This is a genomic window from Tsukamurella sp. NPDC003166, from assembly GCF_040611135.1.
Classification (GTDB): domain Bacteria; phylum Actinomycetota; class Actinomycetes; order Mycobacteriales; family Mycobacteriaceae; genus Tsukamurella.
The window spans coordinates 75526-92003 of sequence record NZ_JBEXNL010000013.1; the positions used below are offsets into that span (position 1 = coordinate 75526).

General features: G+C 70.7%; 16 protein-coding genes and 1 riboswitch. Of the genes, 10 read left to right on the top strand and 6 right to left on the bottom strand.

What is annotated here, in order from left to right:
- Positions 1-117: 117 nt before the first annotated feature.
- From ABZX10_RS15435 to prpD, 3 genes are read right to left on the bottom strand one after another with little or no spacing between them, the layout of a single operon-like run.
- Positions 118-1269 carry a bifunctional 2-methylcitrate synthase/citrate synthase gene (locus ABZX10_RS15435; protein ID WP_355541330.1) on the bottom strand — a complete coding sequence of 384 codons (1152 nt, stop codon included), beginning with the start codon at positions 1267-1269 and terminating at the stop codon, positions 118-120.
- Positions 1269-2204 carry a methylisocitrate lyase gene (prpB, locus tag ABZX10_RS15440; RefSeq protein ID WP_355541333.1) on the bottom strand — a complete coding sequence of 312 codons (936 nt, stop codon included), beginning with the start codon at positions 2202-2204 and terminating at the stop codon, positions 1269-1271. Before prpB ends, ABZX10_RS15435 begins: the two co-directional genes overlap by 1 nt.
- The gene (gene prpD, locus ABZX10_RS15445) at positions 2204-3706 is read right to left on the bottom strand and encodes a 2-methylcitrate dehydratase PrpD (protein ID WP_355541336.1); all 1503 of its coding nucleotides are present in this window, start codon (positions 3704-3706) and stop codon (positions 2204-2206) included. Before prpD ends, prpB begins: the two co-directional genes overlap by 1 nt.
- Before the next feature lie 149 nt (positions 3707-3855).
- On the opposite strand from prpD, the gene ABZX10_RS15450 reads away from it, so the two are divergent.
- Both ABZX10_RS15450 and ABZX10_RS15455 read left to right on the top strand, forming a co-directional pair.
- On the top strand, positions 3856-5295 hold the full coding sequence (locus ABZX10_RS15450) for a short-chain fatty acyl-CoA regulator family protein (RefSeq protein WP_355541339.1): 1440 nt from the start codon (positions 3856-3858) through the stop codon (positions 5293-5295).
- The gene (locus tag ABZX10_RS15455; protein WP_355541342.1) at positions 5292-7082 is read left to right on the top strand and encodes an alpha/beta-hydrolase family protein; all 1791 of its coding nucleotides are present in this window, start codon (positions 5292-5294) and stop codon (positions 7080-7082) included. The genes ABZX10_RS15450 and ABZX10_RS15455 overlap by 4 nt, the downstream gene beginning before the upstream one ends.
- Before the next feature lie 9 nt (positions 7083-7091).
- Here the strand turns inward: ABZX10_RS15455 and ABZX10_RS15460 are convergent, their stop codons facing one another.
- Positions 7092-7556 carry a tRNA (cytidine(34)-2'-O)-methyltransferase gene (locus ABZX10_RS15460; protein WP_355541345.1) on the bottom strand — a complete coding sequence of 155 codons (465 nt, stop codon included), beginning with the start codon at positions 7554-7556 and terminating at the stop codon, positions 7092-7094.
- Positions 7557-7605: 49 nt separating this feature from the next.
- Positions 7606-8211, bottom strand: a complete 606-nt coding sequence (locus ABZX10_RS15465) for an HdeD family acid-resistance protein (RefSeq protein WP_355541348.1) — start codon at positions 8209-8211, stop codon at positions 7606-7608.
- 85 nt (positions 8212-8296) lie between these two features.
- Here ABZX10_RS15465 and ABZX10_RS15470 point away from each other — a divergent pair, with 85 nt between their 5' ends.
- The 3 genes from ABZX10_RS15470 (at position 8297) to ABZX10_RS15480 (ending at position 11028) form a co-directional block, all read left to right on the top strand.
- On the top strand, positions 8297-9163 hold the full coding sequence (locus ABZX10_RS15470) for a bifunctional methylenetetrahydrofolate dehydrogenase/methenyltetrahydrofolate cyclohydrolase (protein ID WP_355541351.1): 867 nt from the start codon (positions 8297-8299) through the stop codon (positions 9161-9163).
- Positions 9163-9477, top strand: coding sequence for a DUF3017 domain-containing protein (locus ABZX10_RS15475; protein WP_355541354.1), 315 nt, complete (start codon positions 9163-9165; stop codon positions 9475-9477). The genes ABZX10_RS15470 and ABZX10_RS15475 overlap by 1 nt, the downstream gene beginning before the upstream one ends.
- Before the next feature lie 105 nt (positions 9478-9582).
- Complete coding sequence (locus ABZX10_RS15480; RefSeq protein WP_355541357.1) at positions 9583-11028, top strand: hypothetical protein; 1446 nt, start codon at positions 9583-9585, stop codon at positions 11026-11028.
- An 18-nt stretch (positions 11029-11046) separates the two neighbouring features.
- Here ABZX10_RS15480 and ABZX10_RS15485 read toward each other — a convergent pair whose 3' ends face one another.
- Positions 11047-12195: a homoserine O-acetyltransferase gene (locus tag ABZX10_RS15485; RefSeq protein ID WP_355541360.1), complete on the bottom strand. Its 1149-nt coding sequence runs from the start codon at positions 12193-12195 to the stop codon at positions 11047-11049.
- 8 nt (positions 12196-12203) lie between these two features.
- A riboswitch (SAM riboswitch) is annotated at positions 12204-12321 on the bottom strand.
- An 89-nt stretch (positions 12322-12410) separates the two neighbouring features.
- Between ABZX10_RS15485 and ABZX10_RS15490 the strand changes: the two genes are divergently transcribed.
- The 5 genes from ABZX10_RS15490 to trpS all read left to right on the top strand — a co-directional run bounded on the left by ABZX10_RS15490 (position 12411) and on the right by trpS (position 16449).
- Complete coding sequence (locus ABZX10_RS15490; protein ID WP_355541363.1) at positions 12411-13595, top strand: MFS transporter; 1185 nt, start codon at positions 12411-12413, stop codon at positions 13593-13595.
- Positions 13596-13606: 11 nt separating this feature from the next.
- Positions 13607-14074, top strand: a complete 468-nt coding sequence (locus ABZX10_RS15495; protein ID WP_355541366.1) for a ribonuclease domain-containing protein — start codon at positions 13607-13609, stop codon at positions 14072-14074.
- On the top strand, positions 14071-14499 hold the full coding sequence (locus ABZX10_RS15500) for a barstar family protein (protein WP_355541369.1): 429 nt from the start codon (positions 14071-14073) through the stop codon (positions 14497-14499). The genes ABZX10_RS15495 and ABZX10_RS15500 overlap by 4 nt, the downstream gene beginning before the upstream one ends.
- The gene (locus tag ABZX10_RS15505; RefSeq protein WP_355541372.1) at positions 14496-15302 is read left to right on the top strand and encodes an exodeoxyribonuclease III; all 807 of its coding nucleotides are present in this window, start codon (positions 14496-14498) and stop codon (positions 15300-15302) included. The genes ABZX10_RS15500 and ABZX10_RS15505 overlap by 4 nt, the downstream gene beginning before the upstream one ends.
- Before the next feature lie 121 nt (positions 15303-15423).
- Positions 15424-16449, top strand: coding sequence for a tryptophan--tRNA ligase (trpS, locus tag ABZX10_RS15510; protein WP_355541375.1), 1026 nt, complete (start codon positions 15424-15426; stop codon positions 16447-16449).
- Positions 16450-16478 lie beyond the last annotated feature (29 nt).

The window sequence follows — 16478 nt, forward strand, 5'->3', positions numbered from 1 at the left end:
AGTGCGCCCCGCCGTTGTCGTGCTCGATGATATGGACCGCGCGGCGGGCGCCGCCACCGATCCGGGGAACAGGACGACCCGTGCGTTTCCCGGATGAGGGCGGCGTCCGCCGCGCGGCTACGCCACCACGGGCCGCTGCGCCACTCCGACGTACTCACTGAGCGGCCTGATGAGGGCGTTCGCCTCGGTCTGCTCGATGATGTGGGCCGTCCAGCCGGTGATCCGGGACATCACGAAGATCGGCGTGAACACCTCCGTGTCGAATCCCAGCAGGTGGTACGCGGGGCCCGTCGGGAAGTCCAGGTTGGGCTTGATCCCCGTCGCGTCGGCCATCGTCGTCTCGAGGATCTCGTACATCCGGACGTAGCGGCCACCGTCGGTGCGGTCGGCGATCTCGAGGAAGGCCTGCTTCATCGTGGGGACGCGCGAGTCGCCGTTCTTGTACACGCGGTGTCCGAAGCCCATCACCTTCTCCCGGCGTTCGAGCTTGCCGCGCATCCAGGCCTCGGCGGCGGCGGGATCGCCGATCTCTTCCATGTCGTGCATGACGGCCTCGTTCGCGCCGCCGTGCAACGGACCCTTGAGGGCGCCGATGGCGGCGGTGACCGCGCTGTAGATGTCCGACATGGTCGACGTGACCACCCGGGCCGCGAAGGTCGAGGCGTTGAAGCTGTGCTCCGCGTACAGGATCAGCGAGACCTCGAAGGCACGCACCAGCGCGGGCTCGGGGACCTCGCCGAAGCACATGTTCAGGAAGTTCGCGGCGAAGCCGAGCGTGTGGTCCGGCGCGATCGGCTGCAGGCCGTGGCGACGGCGCTGATCCGCGGCGACGACGGTCGGGAGGACGGCGAGCAGACGCAGGCCCTTGGCCTGGAGCGCAACGGGATCGCGGTTCCATTCGTCGGTGTCCTCGGCGCCGAGGTAGCTCACCGCGGTGCGGACGACGTCCATCGGATGGCAGGTCTCGGGAAGCCGCGCCACCAGGTTCAACAACGACCGGTCGGCGCGGCGCGCCGCGCGCTCGCGCTGCGTGAAGAGCGAGAGTTGTGCGTCGGTCGGGAGCTCGCCGTTCCACAGCAGGTGGGCGACCTGCTCGAAGCTGCAGTGCTCGGCGAGGTCCTGCACGGCGTAGCCGCGGTAGGTCAGGGAATTGGTCTCGGGCACGACCTTCGACACGGCCGTCGTATCGACGACGACGCCGGCGAGACCCTTGCGAATGTCCGGCGGCGGGCTGGAGGCGGAAGGCCGACCGGGGATTGCAGATGTCATCACTGGTTCCCGTTCAGGTTGAAAGTGAAGATGCCGGAATCGAAGTCGTTGTAGCGCTCGTACTGCAAGAGGTCGTAGAGGCGGCTGCGGTGCTGCATCCGGTGGAGCAGCTCCTTCTGCGTGCCCTGCGCGGCGATCTCGCGCAGGCCCTCCTCCGCCGCGAACATCGCCAGCCGCAGCGTGGTGACCGGGTAGATCACCGCGTCGTACCCGATCGTCTCGAGGGTGCCCGCGTCGATGAGGTCGGACTTGCCGAACTCGGTCATGTTCGCGAGCAGCGGGATGTCGACCGCGGCGCGGAAGCGCTCGAAGTCGGCGGTCGTGTGCAGCGCCTCGGTGAAGATCAGGTCGGCGCCCGCGTCCGCGTAGGCCTTCGCGCGCTCCACGGCGGCGTCGATGCCCTCGATCCCCGCCGCGTCCGTCCGCGCGCAGATGACGAAGTCCTCGTCGCGGCGGGCCGCGACGGCCGCGCGCAGGCGGCGGACGGCCTCGTCGGTGGGGACGACGGCCTTGCCGTCGAGGTGGCCGCACCGCTTGGGGTTCACCTGGTCCTCCAGGTGCAGGCCGGCGACGCCCGCGTCCTCGAGGACGGTGACGGTGCGGGCCGCGCTCATGGGCTCGCCGAAGCCCGTGTCGGCGTCGACCACGGTGGGCAGGTCGGTCACCCGGGCGATCTGCTGCGCCCGGGTCGCGACCTCGGTGAGGGTCGTCAGGCCGATGTCGGGCAGGGCGAGGTCGGCGGCGACCACGGCGCCGGAGACGTACACGCCCTCGAAGCCGATCTCCTGGATCAGCCTCGCAGTCAACGGGTTGAACGCGCCGGGCAGCCGGGCGATCCGATCCGAGGCGAGGGCCGCGCGGAAGGCCCTGCGCTTGTCGTTCGCCGACGCCCGCGCCGCCAGCAGGCCGCCGACGCCGGCGTCACTGTCGCTCATCAGAAGAGCCCCGGGTTCAGCTTCGGGGTGCGGGCGAGCACCTCGTCTTCGGCGATGAAGGTGAGCTGATCGAGTTCGCCGGCCCCGAGCGAGGGCGTGCGCTGCGCGACCTCGAGGAAGCGGTCCTGCTCGGCCTTCCCGATGACCCCGTCGGCGAGGGTGCGGAACTTCTCGATGTACTGCTCGCGGGCGAAGGGCCGCGAGCCCAGCGGGTGCGCGTCGGCCACTGCGAGCTCGTCGACGATGACCTCACCCGTCTTCAGGGTGATCTCGGCGCGGGCGCCGAAGGCCTTCTCGTTCGGGTCCGTCGAATGGTAGCGCCGCGTCCACGCCGGGTCCTCCGCGGTGGAGATCTTCTGCCACAGCTCGACGGTGTCGGGCCGCTGCGCGCGCTCGGGGGCGTAGGACCGCTCGTGGTGCCAGGTCCCGTCCTGCAGCGCGACCGCGAAGATGTACATCACGGAATGGTCGAGGGTCTCGCGGGAGGCGTGCGGGTCGAACTTCTGCGGATCGTTCGAGCCGGTGCCGATCACGTCATGCGTGTGGTGGCTGGTGTGCAGCACGATCTTGTCGATCTGCTCGAGATCGCCGATGCGCTCCCGCATCCGGCGGGCGAGATCGATCGGGGCCTGGCTCTGGTACTCCGCGGAGTGCTCCTTGGTGTACGAGTCGCCGATGGCGCGCTTGGCCTCCCCGGCGCCGGGGAGCGGCACCTCGTAGGAGGCCTCGGGGCCGCCGAGGAGCCACGCGATGACGCCGTCCTCGCCCTCCCAGATGGGCGACGGTGCGCCCTCACCGCGCATCGCGCGGTCGACCGCCTCGACCGCCATCTTGCCGGCGAACGACGGGGCGTAGGCCTTCCAGCTGGAGATCTCGCCCTTACGCGACTGGCGGGTCGCGGTGGTGGTGTGCAGTGCCTGTCCGATGGCCTGGTAGATCGTCTCGGTGGGCAGCCCCAGCAGGGTGCCGATGCCGGCGGCGGCGGAGGGACCGAGGTGCGCGACGTGGTCGATCTTGTGCTCGTGCAGCGAGATCGCGCGGACCAGGTCGATCTGGATCTCGTAGCCGGTGGCCAGCCCGCGGATCAGGTCGGCGCCGGTCGAGCCCCGGTGCTGGGCCACCGCGAGGATCGGCGGAATGTTGTCGCCGGGGTGGCTGTATTCGGCCGCCAGGAAGGTGTCGTGGAAGTCCAGTTCGCGGACGGCGGTGCCGTTGGCCCACGCCGCCCACTCGGGGGAGTACCGGCCGGGGACGCCGAAGACTGCGGCGCCGGGCTGGTACGGGTGCGCGAGCGCCTGTGCCCGCGCGTTCGCGACGGGGCGGCGCGCGACGGACGCGGCGGCGACCGAGGCGTTGTCGATGATCCGGTTGACCAGCATCTCGGCGGTGTCGTCCGGCACGGCGACGGGGTCGGCGGCGACCTCCGCGATCTTCCACGCGAGGTGTTCCTCGCGGGGGAAGGTCTCGGCTGAGCGACGGGTGCGCACGGTGTGCGTCTGCACGAGGGGGCTCCTCTGGGTCGGGAACGGGTTCGATTCACACGTTATGCAGCAGCGGTTCGGTGCGAAATAGCTTGCAGATGTGGATCTCTGTGAAGGCGGATCCCGGAGATTGCGAAGGTTGTGGAAGCGTCGGTGCTAGATTTCCGTTCATGCAGAGGCTGTACGCGGGCGGGCGCATCAAGCGGCTCCGGGACGAACGTGGCCTCACCCAGACGGCGCTCGCCAAGGCCCTGGAGCTGTCGGTCAGTTACGTCAATCAGTTGGAGAACGACCAGCGCCCGTTGTCCGTACCGGTGCTCGTGCGACTGAACACCACCTTCGACCTCGACATGTCCTTCTTCGCGCCGGAGTCCGATGCGCGGCTCGTGGCCGACCTGCAGGACGCCCTCGTCGAGAGCGGGGAGGCGGGGGAGGTGAGCGCCGCCGAACTCGACGACATCGTGGCCCGGTCGCCCTCGGTCGCGCGGGCCGTCGTGGCGATGCACCGCCAGCTGAAGGGTGCCACCGAGCAGGTCGACCGGCTCTCCAGCGGCATCGCCGGGGGTGCAGGCGGGGCGGTCTCCACACCCTACGAGGACGTTCGCGACTTCTTCTACGACCGCCGCAACCACGTGGATTCGTTGGACCGCGCCGCGGAGGAGCTGTTCGCGAGCGGGGCGCTCACCGTCGGTGGGTTGGATCTGCAGCTGGCCCGCCTGCTGCGCGACGAACACGGCGTCACCGTGCGGATCTCCGGCGGCGAACCGGACCGCCCCGGGCCCCGTCGGTCCTACGACCCGCAGGCGCGCGTGCTCACGCTGGCGCGGCGCCTCGATCACGGGCAACGGGCCTTCCAGATCGCCACGCAGATCGGCTTCCTCACGCAAGCGGCGGAGATCGACCGGATCGTCGCCGCGGAGACCTCGCTGCCCACGGACTCCCGGGACCTCGCGCGGGTCGGCCTCGCGAACTACTTCGCCGGCGCGCTCGTGCTCCCGTACGAGCGGTTCCTCCGGGCGGCGGAAGAGCTCCGGTACGACATCGACCTGCTGTGCGCGCGATTCGAGGTGGGCTTCGAGACGGTGTGCCACCGGCTGTCCACGCTGCAGCGCGCGGGACGCCGCGGGGTGCCCTTCTTCCTCGTCCGCACCGATCGCGCCGGGAACATCTCGAAGCGACAGTCCGCCACGGCGTTCCACTTCTCCCGCGCCGGCGGCGGCTGTCCGCTGTGGGTCGTCCACGATGCCTTCGCGACACCGAGCCGGATCCGGACGCAGGTCGCGCAGATGCCCGACGGACGCAGCTATCTGTGGATCGCGCGGACGACGTCCGAACGAGCAGCGGGCGGATACCTGGGACAGGGGCGGGACTTCGCCGTCGGCCTCGGCTGTGACCTCGCGCACGCGCACCGTCTGGTCTACTCCCGGGGCCTGGCGCTCGACGATCCCGACTCCTTCGTTCCGATCGGCGCCGGGTGCAAGGTCTGCGACCGGCCGCGCTGCGCGCAGCGCGCCTTCCCGCAGATGGGCCGGCCGATCACCGTCGACGAGAACCGGGCGGAGCCGATCCCGTACACGTTCGCGGGCGCAGCCGATCCCGACGGGGCATGATCGGAGTTCGCAGCGCAATCGTGAAGGGGGAGGTCCGGGTGAGCGAGTCGGTCGAACGGGTGGCGGGGGACGCCGCCGAGCAGTCGGTGCGCGTGCTGGACCGGGTGCGGGACTGGTGGTCGCACCGCTACACCTTCACCGGAACCGCGGTGGGCCTGGTCTTCCTCTGGCTCTCGCTGACCCCGTCATTGCTGCCCCGCGGCCCGCTGTTCCAGAGCCTGGTGAGTGGCGGCTCGGGTGCGATCGGGTATCTCATCGGGGTCGTCGCCGTGTGGCTGGTGCGGTTCATGCGATCGAAGGACAGCAGCCCGCCGGTACCGAAGCAGGGGTGGTGGGTGCTCCTGGCGATCGGCGTCATCGGCACGATCGGGATGGTGGTCTTCTTCGACGCCTGGCAGACCGACCTGCGCGACCTGATGGGCGTGGCGTACCTGACCTTCGTCGACTACCTCCAGATCGGGGTGCTGTCGGTGATCCTCCTCTACGCCTTCGTCGAGCTCGGTAAGGGTGTGCGGTGGATCGTGCGCTGGCTGATCGCGCGCCTCAACCGCGTGTGCCCGCCCCGCGTCTCCGCGGTGGTCGCCGTCGCGCTGGTGGTGTTCCTCAGCATCGAGATCGTCAACGGTGTCGTGGTGCGAGTCGCGATGGACACGATGAACACCGCATTCTCCAAGGCCAGCCAGGAGGGTGCTGCCGATCGGCCCGCGCCCACCAGCGCCTTCCGTTCGGGCGGGCCCGGGTCGCTGGTCGACTGGTCCTCGCTCGGCAAGCAGGGGCGGGTGTTCGTATCGAACGCGCAGACCGTCGCGCACCTCACGGCCTTCAACGGCGCACCCGCGATGGAGCCGATTCGCGCCTACGCCGGCCTGGAGTCCTCCGACTCGGGGAACCCGAACCGGTACAAGGACATCGCGGAGAAGGCGGCGGCGGAACTCGAACGCACCGGCGGCCTGCGCCGCAAGGTGGTCGCGGTCGCGGCCACGACCGGCACGGGGTGGATCAACGAGGCCGAGGCCGGCGCGCTCGAGTACATGTACAACGGCGACACGGCCATCGTCAGCATGCAGTACTCGTTCCTGCCCAGCTGGCTGTCCTTCCTCGTCGACAAGCAGAACGCCCTCGACGCCGGCCAGGCCCTGTTCGAGGCCGTGGACAAGCGCGTCAAGGCGCTGCCCGAGGGGCAGCGGCCCAAGCTCGTCGTGTTCGGCGAGAGCCTCGGATCGTTCGGGGGTGAGGCGCCCTTCCTGTCCCTCAACAACCTCGTCGCCAGGACCGACGGTGCGCTGTTCTCCGGGCCGACCTTCAACAACGAGATGTGGGTGCGGTTGACGCGGCAGCGGGACGCGGGCTCGCCCGAGTGGCTGCCGGTGTACCAGCAGGGCGCCGACGTGCGGTTCGCGGCGCGCGCAGAGGATCTCGCGAACCCGGCGCGGCCGTGGTCCCATCCGCGCGCGGTGTACCTGCAGCACGCCTCCGACCCGATCGGCCGGTGGAGCCCGGACCTGCTGTTCAGTCAGCCGGACTGGCTCAAGGAGAAGCGCGGCCCCGACGTCCTGTCCTCGGTGTCGTGGATCCCGATCGTGACCTTCCTGCAGGTCTCCGCCGACCTGGCGGTCGCGGGGAGCGTGCCCGACGGGCACGGGCACACGTACGTCAAGGCGGTCGTCGACGCGTGGGCGGCGATCCTGGAGCCGCCGGGCTGGACGGCCGAGAAGACCGCGCGCCTGCGCCCGATGCTCAACAGCCAGACGGGGTTCAACGAACCCGACGCGCGGCCGGCGGGTTAGCACCGGGCGTCAGAGCGCACCGTCGAAGCCGTTCTGCCGCCACGCCTCGTACGCGACGATCGCGGCGGAGTTGGCGAGGTTGAGGGAGCGTCGGCCCGCGAGCATGGGGATGCGTAGCGCCGCGGTGACATGCGGGTCGGCGAGCACCTCGGGCGGCAGCCCGGTGGGCTCGGGGCCGAAGAGTAGGACGTCGCCCGGGTGGTAGTCCACCTCATGGTGGTGGCGCGTCGCGTGCGCCGTGTAGGCGTAGACGCGCTCCGGCGCGAGGGCGCTCCACGCCGCGTCGAGATCGGCGTGGACGCTCACGTGCGCGAGGTCGTGGTAGTCCAGGCCGGCGCGGCGGAGCTTGGGCTCGGAGAGGTCGAAGCCCAGCGGCTCGACCAGGTGCAGTTCGCACCCGGTGACGGCGGCGATGCGGATCGCGTTGCCCGTGTTGGGGGCGATCCGGGGCTCGAAGAACAGAATGCGGAACACGGGTGACGATCCTGTCACCCGTGCTCCGCATGGGGGAGAGGAGGCCCGATCAGCCGGCGTACTGCGAGGGCTGCTGGGCGCCGAACCGCTTCGCGGCGCTGCGCAGCTGCAGGGCGGTGATGATCTGCGTGATGCCGATGGCGACGGCCCAGATGCCGCCCACCCACACCAGAACGCCCACCGAGAACGGGCTGGAGACGAGCACCACGCCGCCGATCAGGGTGATGATGCCGAGGATCACGACCCAGACGCGGCCGGGCAGCAGCCGGTCACTCGCTGCCGTGACGATCTGGGTGATGCCGGCGAAGATCCACGCGACGCCGATCCAGATGCCGAGGATCGCGATCGAGGTGATGAAGTCGTCGCGGAAGCAGGCCACGCCGATGACGATCGACAGCGCGCCGCTGATCACCGAGAGCACGCGGTGCTGCGCCTCACCGATCAGCCCGGCGATCACCTGGAAGGCGCCGCTGATGAGCAGATAGATGCCGAACAGGATCGCGATGGCGAGGGTCGTCGGACCCGGCCACACCGCGATGACGACGCCCATCAGGACGGAGAGGACGCCGAGGGCGAGGACGGCCTGCCAGGTGGCCTTGATGCCCTGTTGGATCCCTTGTTGGAATCCCTGGTGGAGGGAGTTGTGATCAGTCATGGGTTCAGTATCGGATGGATCTCGAACACTCGCGACTCGAACCGGGAGGAATCGGCACGCCGGATCAGGGGGATAGGATATGGCTGTGACGGCTGAGGTGTTGGACGGCAAGGCGACCCGCGACGAGCTCTTCGAGGTGTTCCGGGAGCGGGTGCGCGCGCTGCGCGAGCGTGGCGTCGCCCCCGGCCTCGGTACGGTGCTCGTCGGCGACGACCCGGGCTCGCGCTCCTACGTCAAGGGCAAGCACGCCGACTGCGCGAAGGTCGGTATCGAGTCGATCCGCCGAGATCTGCCCGCCGACATCTCGCAGGCCGAGCTCGAGGCCGTCATCGACGAGCTCAACGCCGACCCCGCCTGCACCGGGTACATCGTGCAACTGCCGCTGCCGAAACACCTGGACGAGAACGCGATCCTCGAGCGGATCGACCCCGCCAAGGATGCGGACGGCCTGCACCCGACCAACCTGGGCCGGCTGGTGCTGGGCGCACCCGGGCCGCTGCCGTGCACCCCGCACGGCATCCTGCACCTGCTGCGTCGTTACGACGTGCCGATCGCCGGGGCGCACGTCGTGGTCGTCGGTCGCGGGGTCACCGTCGGCCGGCCGATCGGCCTGCTGCTGACCAGGCGGTCCGAGAACGCGACGGTCACGCTGTGCCACACCGGAACCCGCGATCTCGCGGCCGAGGTGCGCCGCGCCGACATCGTGATCGCCGCCGCCGGCGTCCCGGGTCTGATCACCGCGGACATGGTCAAGCCCGGTGCCGCCGTGCTCGACGTGGGCGTCAGTCGGACCGCCGAGGGCCTGCGCGGCGATGTGGCGGCGGGCGTCGACGAGGTCGCCGGTCATCTCTCGCCCAACCCCGGCGGCGTCGGTCCGCTCACCCGGGCCTTCCTGCTGGGCAACGTGATCGAGGCTGCCGAGCGCGACCTCGCCCGCGCGGACGGGGCGTAGTGTCCGAGCCCGCGGTCGAGCAGTTCCGCCGTGCCCGGACGGTGCGCACGGTGATCGCGAACGCGGGGTACGTCGTGGTGGTGTCGATCCTTGCGGTGGGAATGGTGCTCGTCGGGCTCGAGTACTGGCGCCGCGGCCTCGTCGTCGTCGGCGCGGGTACGGGGTTCGCCGCCGTCCTGCGCGCGACCCTCCCCGAGCGGCGTCAGGGTCTGCTCCGCGTCCGCAGTCGGTGGTTCGACGTCTCGGTGCTGGCCGTGGCGGCGGTGGCGATCCTCGTCGTGTCGTGGGGGATCAGTCCGCTGGGCACCAAGTAGCCCCGGCAATACAAACTTCAAATGTAGATTCCTGTATGTAACGTTTTGGCATCGGGTACGATGTGCTGAGGTAACGACTCGGTCAGCGACTCGAACGGAGGTGCCATGGGGATCTCGTCCTTCGGCGCGTCCGTGGGCCCCGGACCCGTGCACTGCGTCCTTCTCGATCTCGAAGACGGGCGGATCGTCGGCCGGCAGGCCCGCACGATCGATCCCGGGCCGTACCGCCTCGGGCGGCGGGGCAACCTGCTCTCGTCGGGCTTCGACCTGCTGGCCAGCCACTCCGAGCGCACCGTCGACGCCGCCGCCGTGACCGTCGAATCGCGCCGGGGCCTGATGTCCGTGCGCTGCGGCGCGCGGGGCGGCGTCCGGTCCGCGGGGATCGTTCGTGAATCGGACGCGGTCCTCCGCGCGCTCGACGAGCGCGGCCTGATCGCTCGCTATCCGAGTGTGATGATCGCGAATCTGGGAGCGGGTGGCCTGCGGATCTACACCGTGCGCGGCGGAGCCGTCACCGCCGAGCGCCGGGCGCGCGGCGTCGTCGTCGACGGGCCGGACGCGGGAGTCGGCGCGGCGCACGGGGTGGCCGAATTCCTGCACTCCACGATCGGTCGAGCCGAGACGAGCCCGGAAGCGGTGGTCCTGGTGGGCAGCGGCGCGCAGAACGCCGGCGTGCGCGAGGCCGTCGCCGACATCGCCCGGGCCGCCGGCGCGGAGCCGCTGTCCGTCGAGGAGCCCGAGGCGATCGCCCCCACCGGCGCGGCGCTGCTCGCGGCGGACCGCTGGTCCGCGGGAACGGCGCCGTCGTCCCTGGTGAGCAGCGGCCTCGGTGGAATCGGCGGGCACAGCGTCCGCCTGACCGCCGCCGTGCTGCCCCTGCTGGTTCTCGCCGCGCTGACCGGCGCGATCCTCGCCACCGGCTACGTGACCGGCATCATCGGTCCGGCGGGTCAGACCACCGATCAGGTCGTTCCGACCTCGACGGAGGTGCGCTCGTCCGCAGAGACGGCGCCCACCTCGGAGGTGGGGCCACCGCCGACGTCCGCCGTCGCCTCGACCCTGCCGCCCGTGGACACGCTCGTACCCACCTCGGCTCCCCGGGACACCGGCCGGGACGAGGTGACCCCGACGATGACCACCTTCGCGCCAGCGCCCGTCCACCCGTCCACCACGCGGGCCCCGTGGCCGACACCGACGCCGACCGTACCGAGTACGCCGACCCGGACGCTTCCGACGACGATCCTGCCGTCCCTCCCGACGGGCACGCCGTCCGGAACGCCGTCGCCGACGATCATGCCGCCCGCCGAGGGCTCCGGCCAGAATCCGCCGCCCGGGTCGGCTCTGCCGTCCTCCGAGTTCCTCCCCGGCAACGGGCTGAGCGCTCCCCGTGCGCGCGTCGGGGGAGGCACTGCGCGTCCCGACGGTGCCGCGCCCTCGGATGCGTCGCCCGATCCGTCTCGGCGTGTCCTCGGGGCGATCGAGCCGCGGATGGTGCCGGTGGCACCGTCGTCCTCCGAGGGCGCGCCGACGGTGACCAGCCCGGCCCCGTAGGCCCTCGGCGGCGTTCCGTCAGCGGCGCGCGATGTCCAGGGTGCGCGACAGCAGCTCCGCGACGGCGTTCATCTCGGTGAGGAAGCCGTCGTGGCCGTCGCGTGAGTGCACGACGACGAGGCCCTCGCAGCCCGGCAACAGGTCGGCGATCTCCTGTTGCAGGCGCAGTGGATACAGACGGTCGGAATCGATTCCGCCGACGACCACGGGGACCGGGCAGCCGCGCAGCGCGGCCTCGACGCCGCCGCGACCGCGGCCCACGTCGTGGTGGTTGAGCACCTCGGTGAGCACCACGTAGCTGCCGGCGTCGAACCGGTTGACCAGCTTCTCGGCCTGATGGTCGAGATAGGAGGTGACGGCGTAGCGGCCGCCCGCGAGCGGCTCCTCATCGCCCTGCGCGTCGTTGCGGAACCGGCTGTCGAGTTCGATCTCGGTGCGGTAGGTCAAGTGCGCGATCCGGCGGGCGACACCCAGGCCGGCGGTCGGCGCACCGTCGGCGTCGTGGTAATCGCCGCCGTGCCAGTGCGGATCCGCCGTGATCGCAGCGATCTGCGTGGTCTGGGTGCCGATCTGATCGGCCGTCGCGCGGGCGCCCACGGCGAGGATCAGCGCCGAGCGCAGGAACTCGCCGTACATCAGGGCCCATTCGAGGGCCCGCGCGCCGCCCATGGAGCCGCCGACGACCGACGCGATGTCGTGCACGTCGAGCGCTCGCAGCAGCGCGGCCTCGGCCTCCACCTGGTCGCGCACCGTGATGACGGGGAAGCGGGAACCGTAGGGCCGACCGTCGGGGGCGAGCGACGCCGGCCCCGTCGAACCCGAGCACCCGCCCAGGACGTTCGCGGAGACGACACACCACTCGTCCGTATCCACCGCCGCTCCGGGGCCGATCAGGCCGTCCCACCAGCCGGCTGAGCGGTGATCGGCGTCGGGCGGGCCGGTGACGTGCGAGTCGCCCGTGAGGGCGTGCAGGGCCAGCAGGACGTTGCTGCGGTCGGCGTTCGGGCGGCCCCAGCGCTGGAAGGCCATCGTGACGTCCTCGAGGACGACACCTGATTCGAGCACCAGGGGGCCGAGTGACAGGGACTGCATCGCACCGTCCGGAACCCGGGCCCAGTCGCCCGGGGACCTGTCGATGGATCGACCTGTGCGGATGCTGATGGTCACCGAACCTCTCCTCGCGCTTGCCGCCCGGCAGGGATCACCGGGAAACCAGGTCATCACCCGGGGCACCCCACCGCGGCGGAGGGTTGCCGGTCAGCAAGCCGGGGCTGTGCGCTGACACTCATGACCTCGTCTGCATCATAACCGACCGATTCCCCGTGAACGAGGTCACAGGGGCTGCGGGAAGGAGGGAACAGGCCTGGGCGTTGCACGGCCACGTGGATTCCTCTACCCGGACCAGGCTCGCGGTCGGCGCGATGGCGCTCGGCGGTTTCGGTATCGGCACCACCGAGTTCGCAGCCATGGGCCTGCTGCCCGGTATCGCGCAGGACCTCGAGGTCAGCGAGCCCGTCGCCGGGCACGTGATCTCCGCCTACGCGCTGGGCGTCGTCGTGGGGGCGCCGCTCATCGCGGCCGCGTTCGCCCGGGTGCCGCGCCGGCTGCTGCTGATCGGGCTGATGGTCGCGTTCACCGTGGGCAACGCGCTGTCGGTCTTCGCCCCCACCTACGGCACGCTCATGGCGGCCCGGTTCGTCGCCGGGTTGCCGCACGGCGCCTTCTTCGGCGTCGCAGCGCTGGTGGCGGCGCACCTGGCCGGGCCGGAGGGGCGGGGCCGCGCGGTGGGGCAGGTGCTCATGGGCCTGTCGGTGGCCAACGTGATCGGGGTGCCGCTCGTGACCTGGCTGGGCAACGCGTTCACCTGGCGGTACGCGATGGGCGTCGTCGTGGTCATCGGCGCCGTCACGGTCGCCGCGCTGCTGGCCTTCCTGCCCGCGGTCAGCATTCCGGTGACCAACCCGCTCACCGAGCTCGGAGCGCTCGCCCGGCCGCAGGTCTGGTTCGCGCTGCTCACGGGCATCGTCGGGTTCGGCGGGATGTTCGCGGTGTACACCTACATCTCCACCACGCTCACCTCGGTGTCCGGGCTGAGCGCGGGCTCGGTGCCGATCGTACTGGCCGTCTACGGCGTGGGCATGGTGATCGGCAACGCCGTCGGCGGTCGCGCCGCGGACCGCTCGGTGATCGGGTCGATCGCCGTCGCGCTCGTCGCGCTGGTCGTGCTGCAGGCGTTGTTCTCCGTGTTCGCGCCGCAGCCCGTCGCCCCCGTGGCCCTGTTCTTCCTCATCGGTCTCACCGCCTCGGCGCTGGTGCCCGCCCTGCAGACCCGGCTGATGGACGTCGCGGGCGAGGCGCAGACCCTCGCCGCGACGCTCAACCACTCCGCGCTCAACATCGCGAACGCGCTGGGCGCGCTGCTCGGCGGAGCGGTCATCGCCGCCGGCGGCGCGTACACCGCGCCCGCCCTGGTCGGCAGTGGGCTCGCGGTCGCCGGCCTGCTGGTGTTCGCCATCGGGGTGCTGGTAGCACGACGGAGCGCGGAACCTGTCGGTGCTCGTCGGTAGGGTCTTGGGGTATGCGAAGGATCCTGGCCCTCTGCGCGATAGTGGTACTCGCCCTCGTCGGTCTCGTCGCCTGCGGCAAGTCGTCGGCACAGCCCGGGGCCACCGCGGCACCGGTCGCGTCCTCGTCCGTGGTGAAGGGGCCGACGGTGACGGCCAAGCCCGGCCCGGCGCGCTCGTCGGCCGGGGCACCGTCGAACTCGGCGGTCCCGCAGCGAGTGCTCGCGACACTCGCCCGGATCGACGCGGGCACATGGCCCCCGAACGACGGGTCGGGTACGCAGGGCGGCCGTAACTTCGGCAACTTCGAGAACCGGCTGCCCAAGACCGATTCGAAGGGCAAGACCGCCACGTACACCGAGTGGGACGTCAACATCAAGAAGTCCGGCCGTGGGCGCGATGCGGAGCGGATCATCACGGGTGCCGACGGCGGCGCCTGGTACACCCTGGACCACTACGAGACCTTCACGAGGATCCGATGAGCACCCTTCCCCAATTCCTCCAGTCCGGCTCCGGCGCCGCCCTGACCGGCACCGATCTGGACTCCCTCAAGCGTCGCGACCGTCCCCGCGTGCTCGTGGCCCGCGGCAGCCGGATGCGCACCAAGGCCGCCCTGCTCAACGAGGTCTCGGCCGTCCTGCAGTTCCCGCTCGACTTCGGCGGCAACTGGGACGCGCTCGCGGACAGCATCGGTGACCTCGATTGGCTCGGCGGCCCCGGCGCCGTGGTGCTCGGCATCGCGCAGGCCGAACAGGTCATGGCCGATGAGGAGGGCGTCGCCGTCTTCGTGCAGATCCTGGCGGAGCGGGGACCGCGCGTGCTCCTCGGCGTGTCCGACGCCGCCGACATCACTCGCGTCCGGTCGGAGTGGGCCGGCCTGGGCCTCACGGTGGAGGCGCTCGCGTGATCATCACCTCGATCAACGTCAACGGGATCCGCGCCGCGGTGAAGCAGCGGTCCGACGAGAACCTCGGCATGCTGCCCTGGCTGCGCGAGACGAGGGCCGATGTGGTGCTGCTGCAGGAGGTGCGTGCCACCCACAAGCAGACGCTGACCGCGCTCGCGCCCGCATTGGAGGCGGGCTGGCACCTGGCGGCCGCGGAGTCCTCGACGGCGGGCCGCAACGGCGTGGCGGTGCTGTCCCGCAACGAGCCCGACGCCGTGCGGATCGGTTTCGGCAGCGAGGAGTTCGACCACGCGGGCCGCTACATCGAGGCGGACTTCGAGGATCTCACCGTCGCCTCCCTGTACCTCCCCTCCGGTGACGTCGGTACCGAACGGCAGGACGAGAAGGACCGCTTCCGTGCGGAGTTCGGCGCGTACCTGGCGAAGCTCGGACGGCGGCGGCGCGAGGTCGTCGTGTGCGGCGACTGGAACATCGGCCACACCGAGCTGGACATCAAGAACTGGAAGGGCAACGTCAAGAACTCGGGGTTCCTCCCCGAGGAGCGGGCCTGGATGAGCGAGTACATCGGTGAGGGGCGCGCATTCAAGGACGTCGTTCGCGACCTGCACCCCGGCGTGCCCGGCCCGTACGCGTGGTGGTCGTGGCGGGGCAAGGCCTTCGACAACGACTCCGGCTGGCGCATCGACCTGCAGATCGCCAACAACGCGCTGGCGAAGCGGGCGTCGTCGGCCGTGGTCGAGCGGGCGGATGCGTACAACCTGCGCTGGTCCGACCACGCGCCGGTCACCGTCGAATACGCCTGAGCGCGCGCGGCCGGCTCGGAGGCCGTGGCGGCCGGACCGGCGCGGCAGTCGGACCGGGCGGGCACCGTCGGGCCCGATACTGGGGCGACGGGCCGGAACGGGGCCGATAGACTCGTTCCCCGTGACGGAAACCGCCCCCACCCCCACGAAGCGGCAGCGCGCGCTGTCGGGTATCCAGCCGACCTCGGACTCGTTCCATCTCGGCAACTACCTGGGTGCGGTGCGGCAGTGGGTGCAGCTGCAGGACGAGTTCGACACCTTCTACTTCATCCCGAACATGCACGGCATCACCACGCCGCACGATCCGAAGGCCCTGCGCGAGCGCACCGCCTTCGCGGCCGCGCAGCTGCTGGCGCTCGGTGTGGACCCCGAGCGGTCGACGATGTTCGTGCAGTCGCAGATCCACGAGCACGCCGAGCTGACCTGGGTCCTGTCCTGCATCACGGGTTTCGGCGAGGCCAGCCGGATGACGCAGTTCAAGGACAAGTCGGCGAAGAACGGCACGGACAGCTCGTCGGTCGGCCTGTTCACCTACCCGATCCTCATGGCGGCGGACATCCTGCTCTACCGGCCGCAGCTGGTGCCCGTCGGCGAGGATCAACGGCAGCACCTGGAGCTGACTCGGACCCTCGCGCAGCGCTTCAACACCCGGTTCAAGAAGACCTTCGTGGTGCCCGAGGCGCACATCGTCTCCGACACCGCCAAGATCTACGACCTGCAGAACCCGACCGCCAAGATGAGCAAGTCCGCGGAGTCGGACGCGGGGTTGATCAGCATCCTCGACGACCCGAAGGTCATCGCCAAGCGCGTGAAGTCGGCGGTCACCGACACGGAGCGGGAGATCCGCTTCGACCGGGCGAACAAGCCGGGCGTGTCGAACCTGCTGACCATCGAGTCGGCGTTCACCGGCACCCCGATCCCCGACCTCGAACTGGCCTACGAGGGCAAGGGGTACGGCGATCTGAAGACGCAGGTCGCGGACGTCCTCGTCGACTTCGCCGCGCCGCTGCGCGACCGGGTCAAGGGGTACCTCGACGATCGCGCGGAACTGGACAGGGTGCTGGCATCGGGACGTGAGCGCGCACAGGAGATCGCGGCGCGCACCCTCGCGGACGTCTACGACAGGGTAGGGTTCCTGGCGCCCTAGCCGATGTGACGTAGCGAACACCCGCAGGA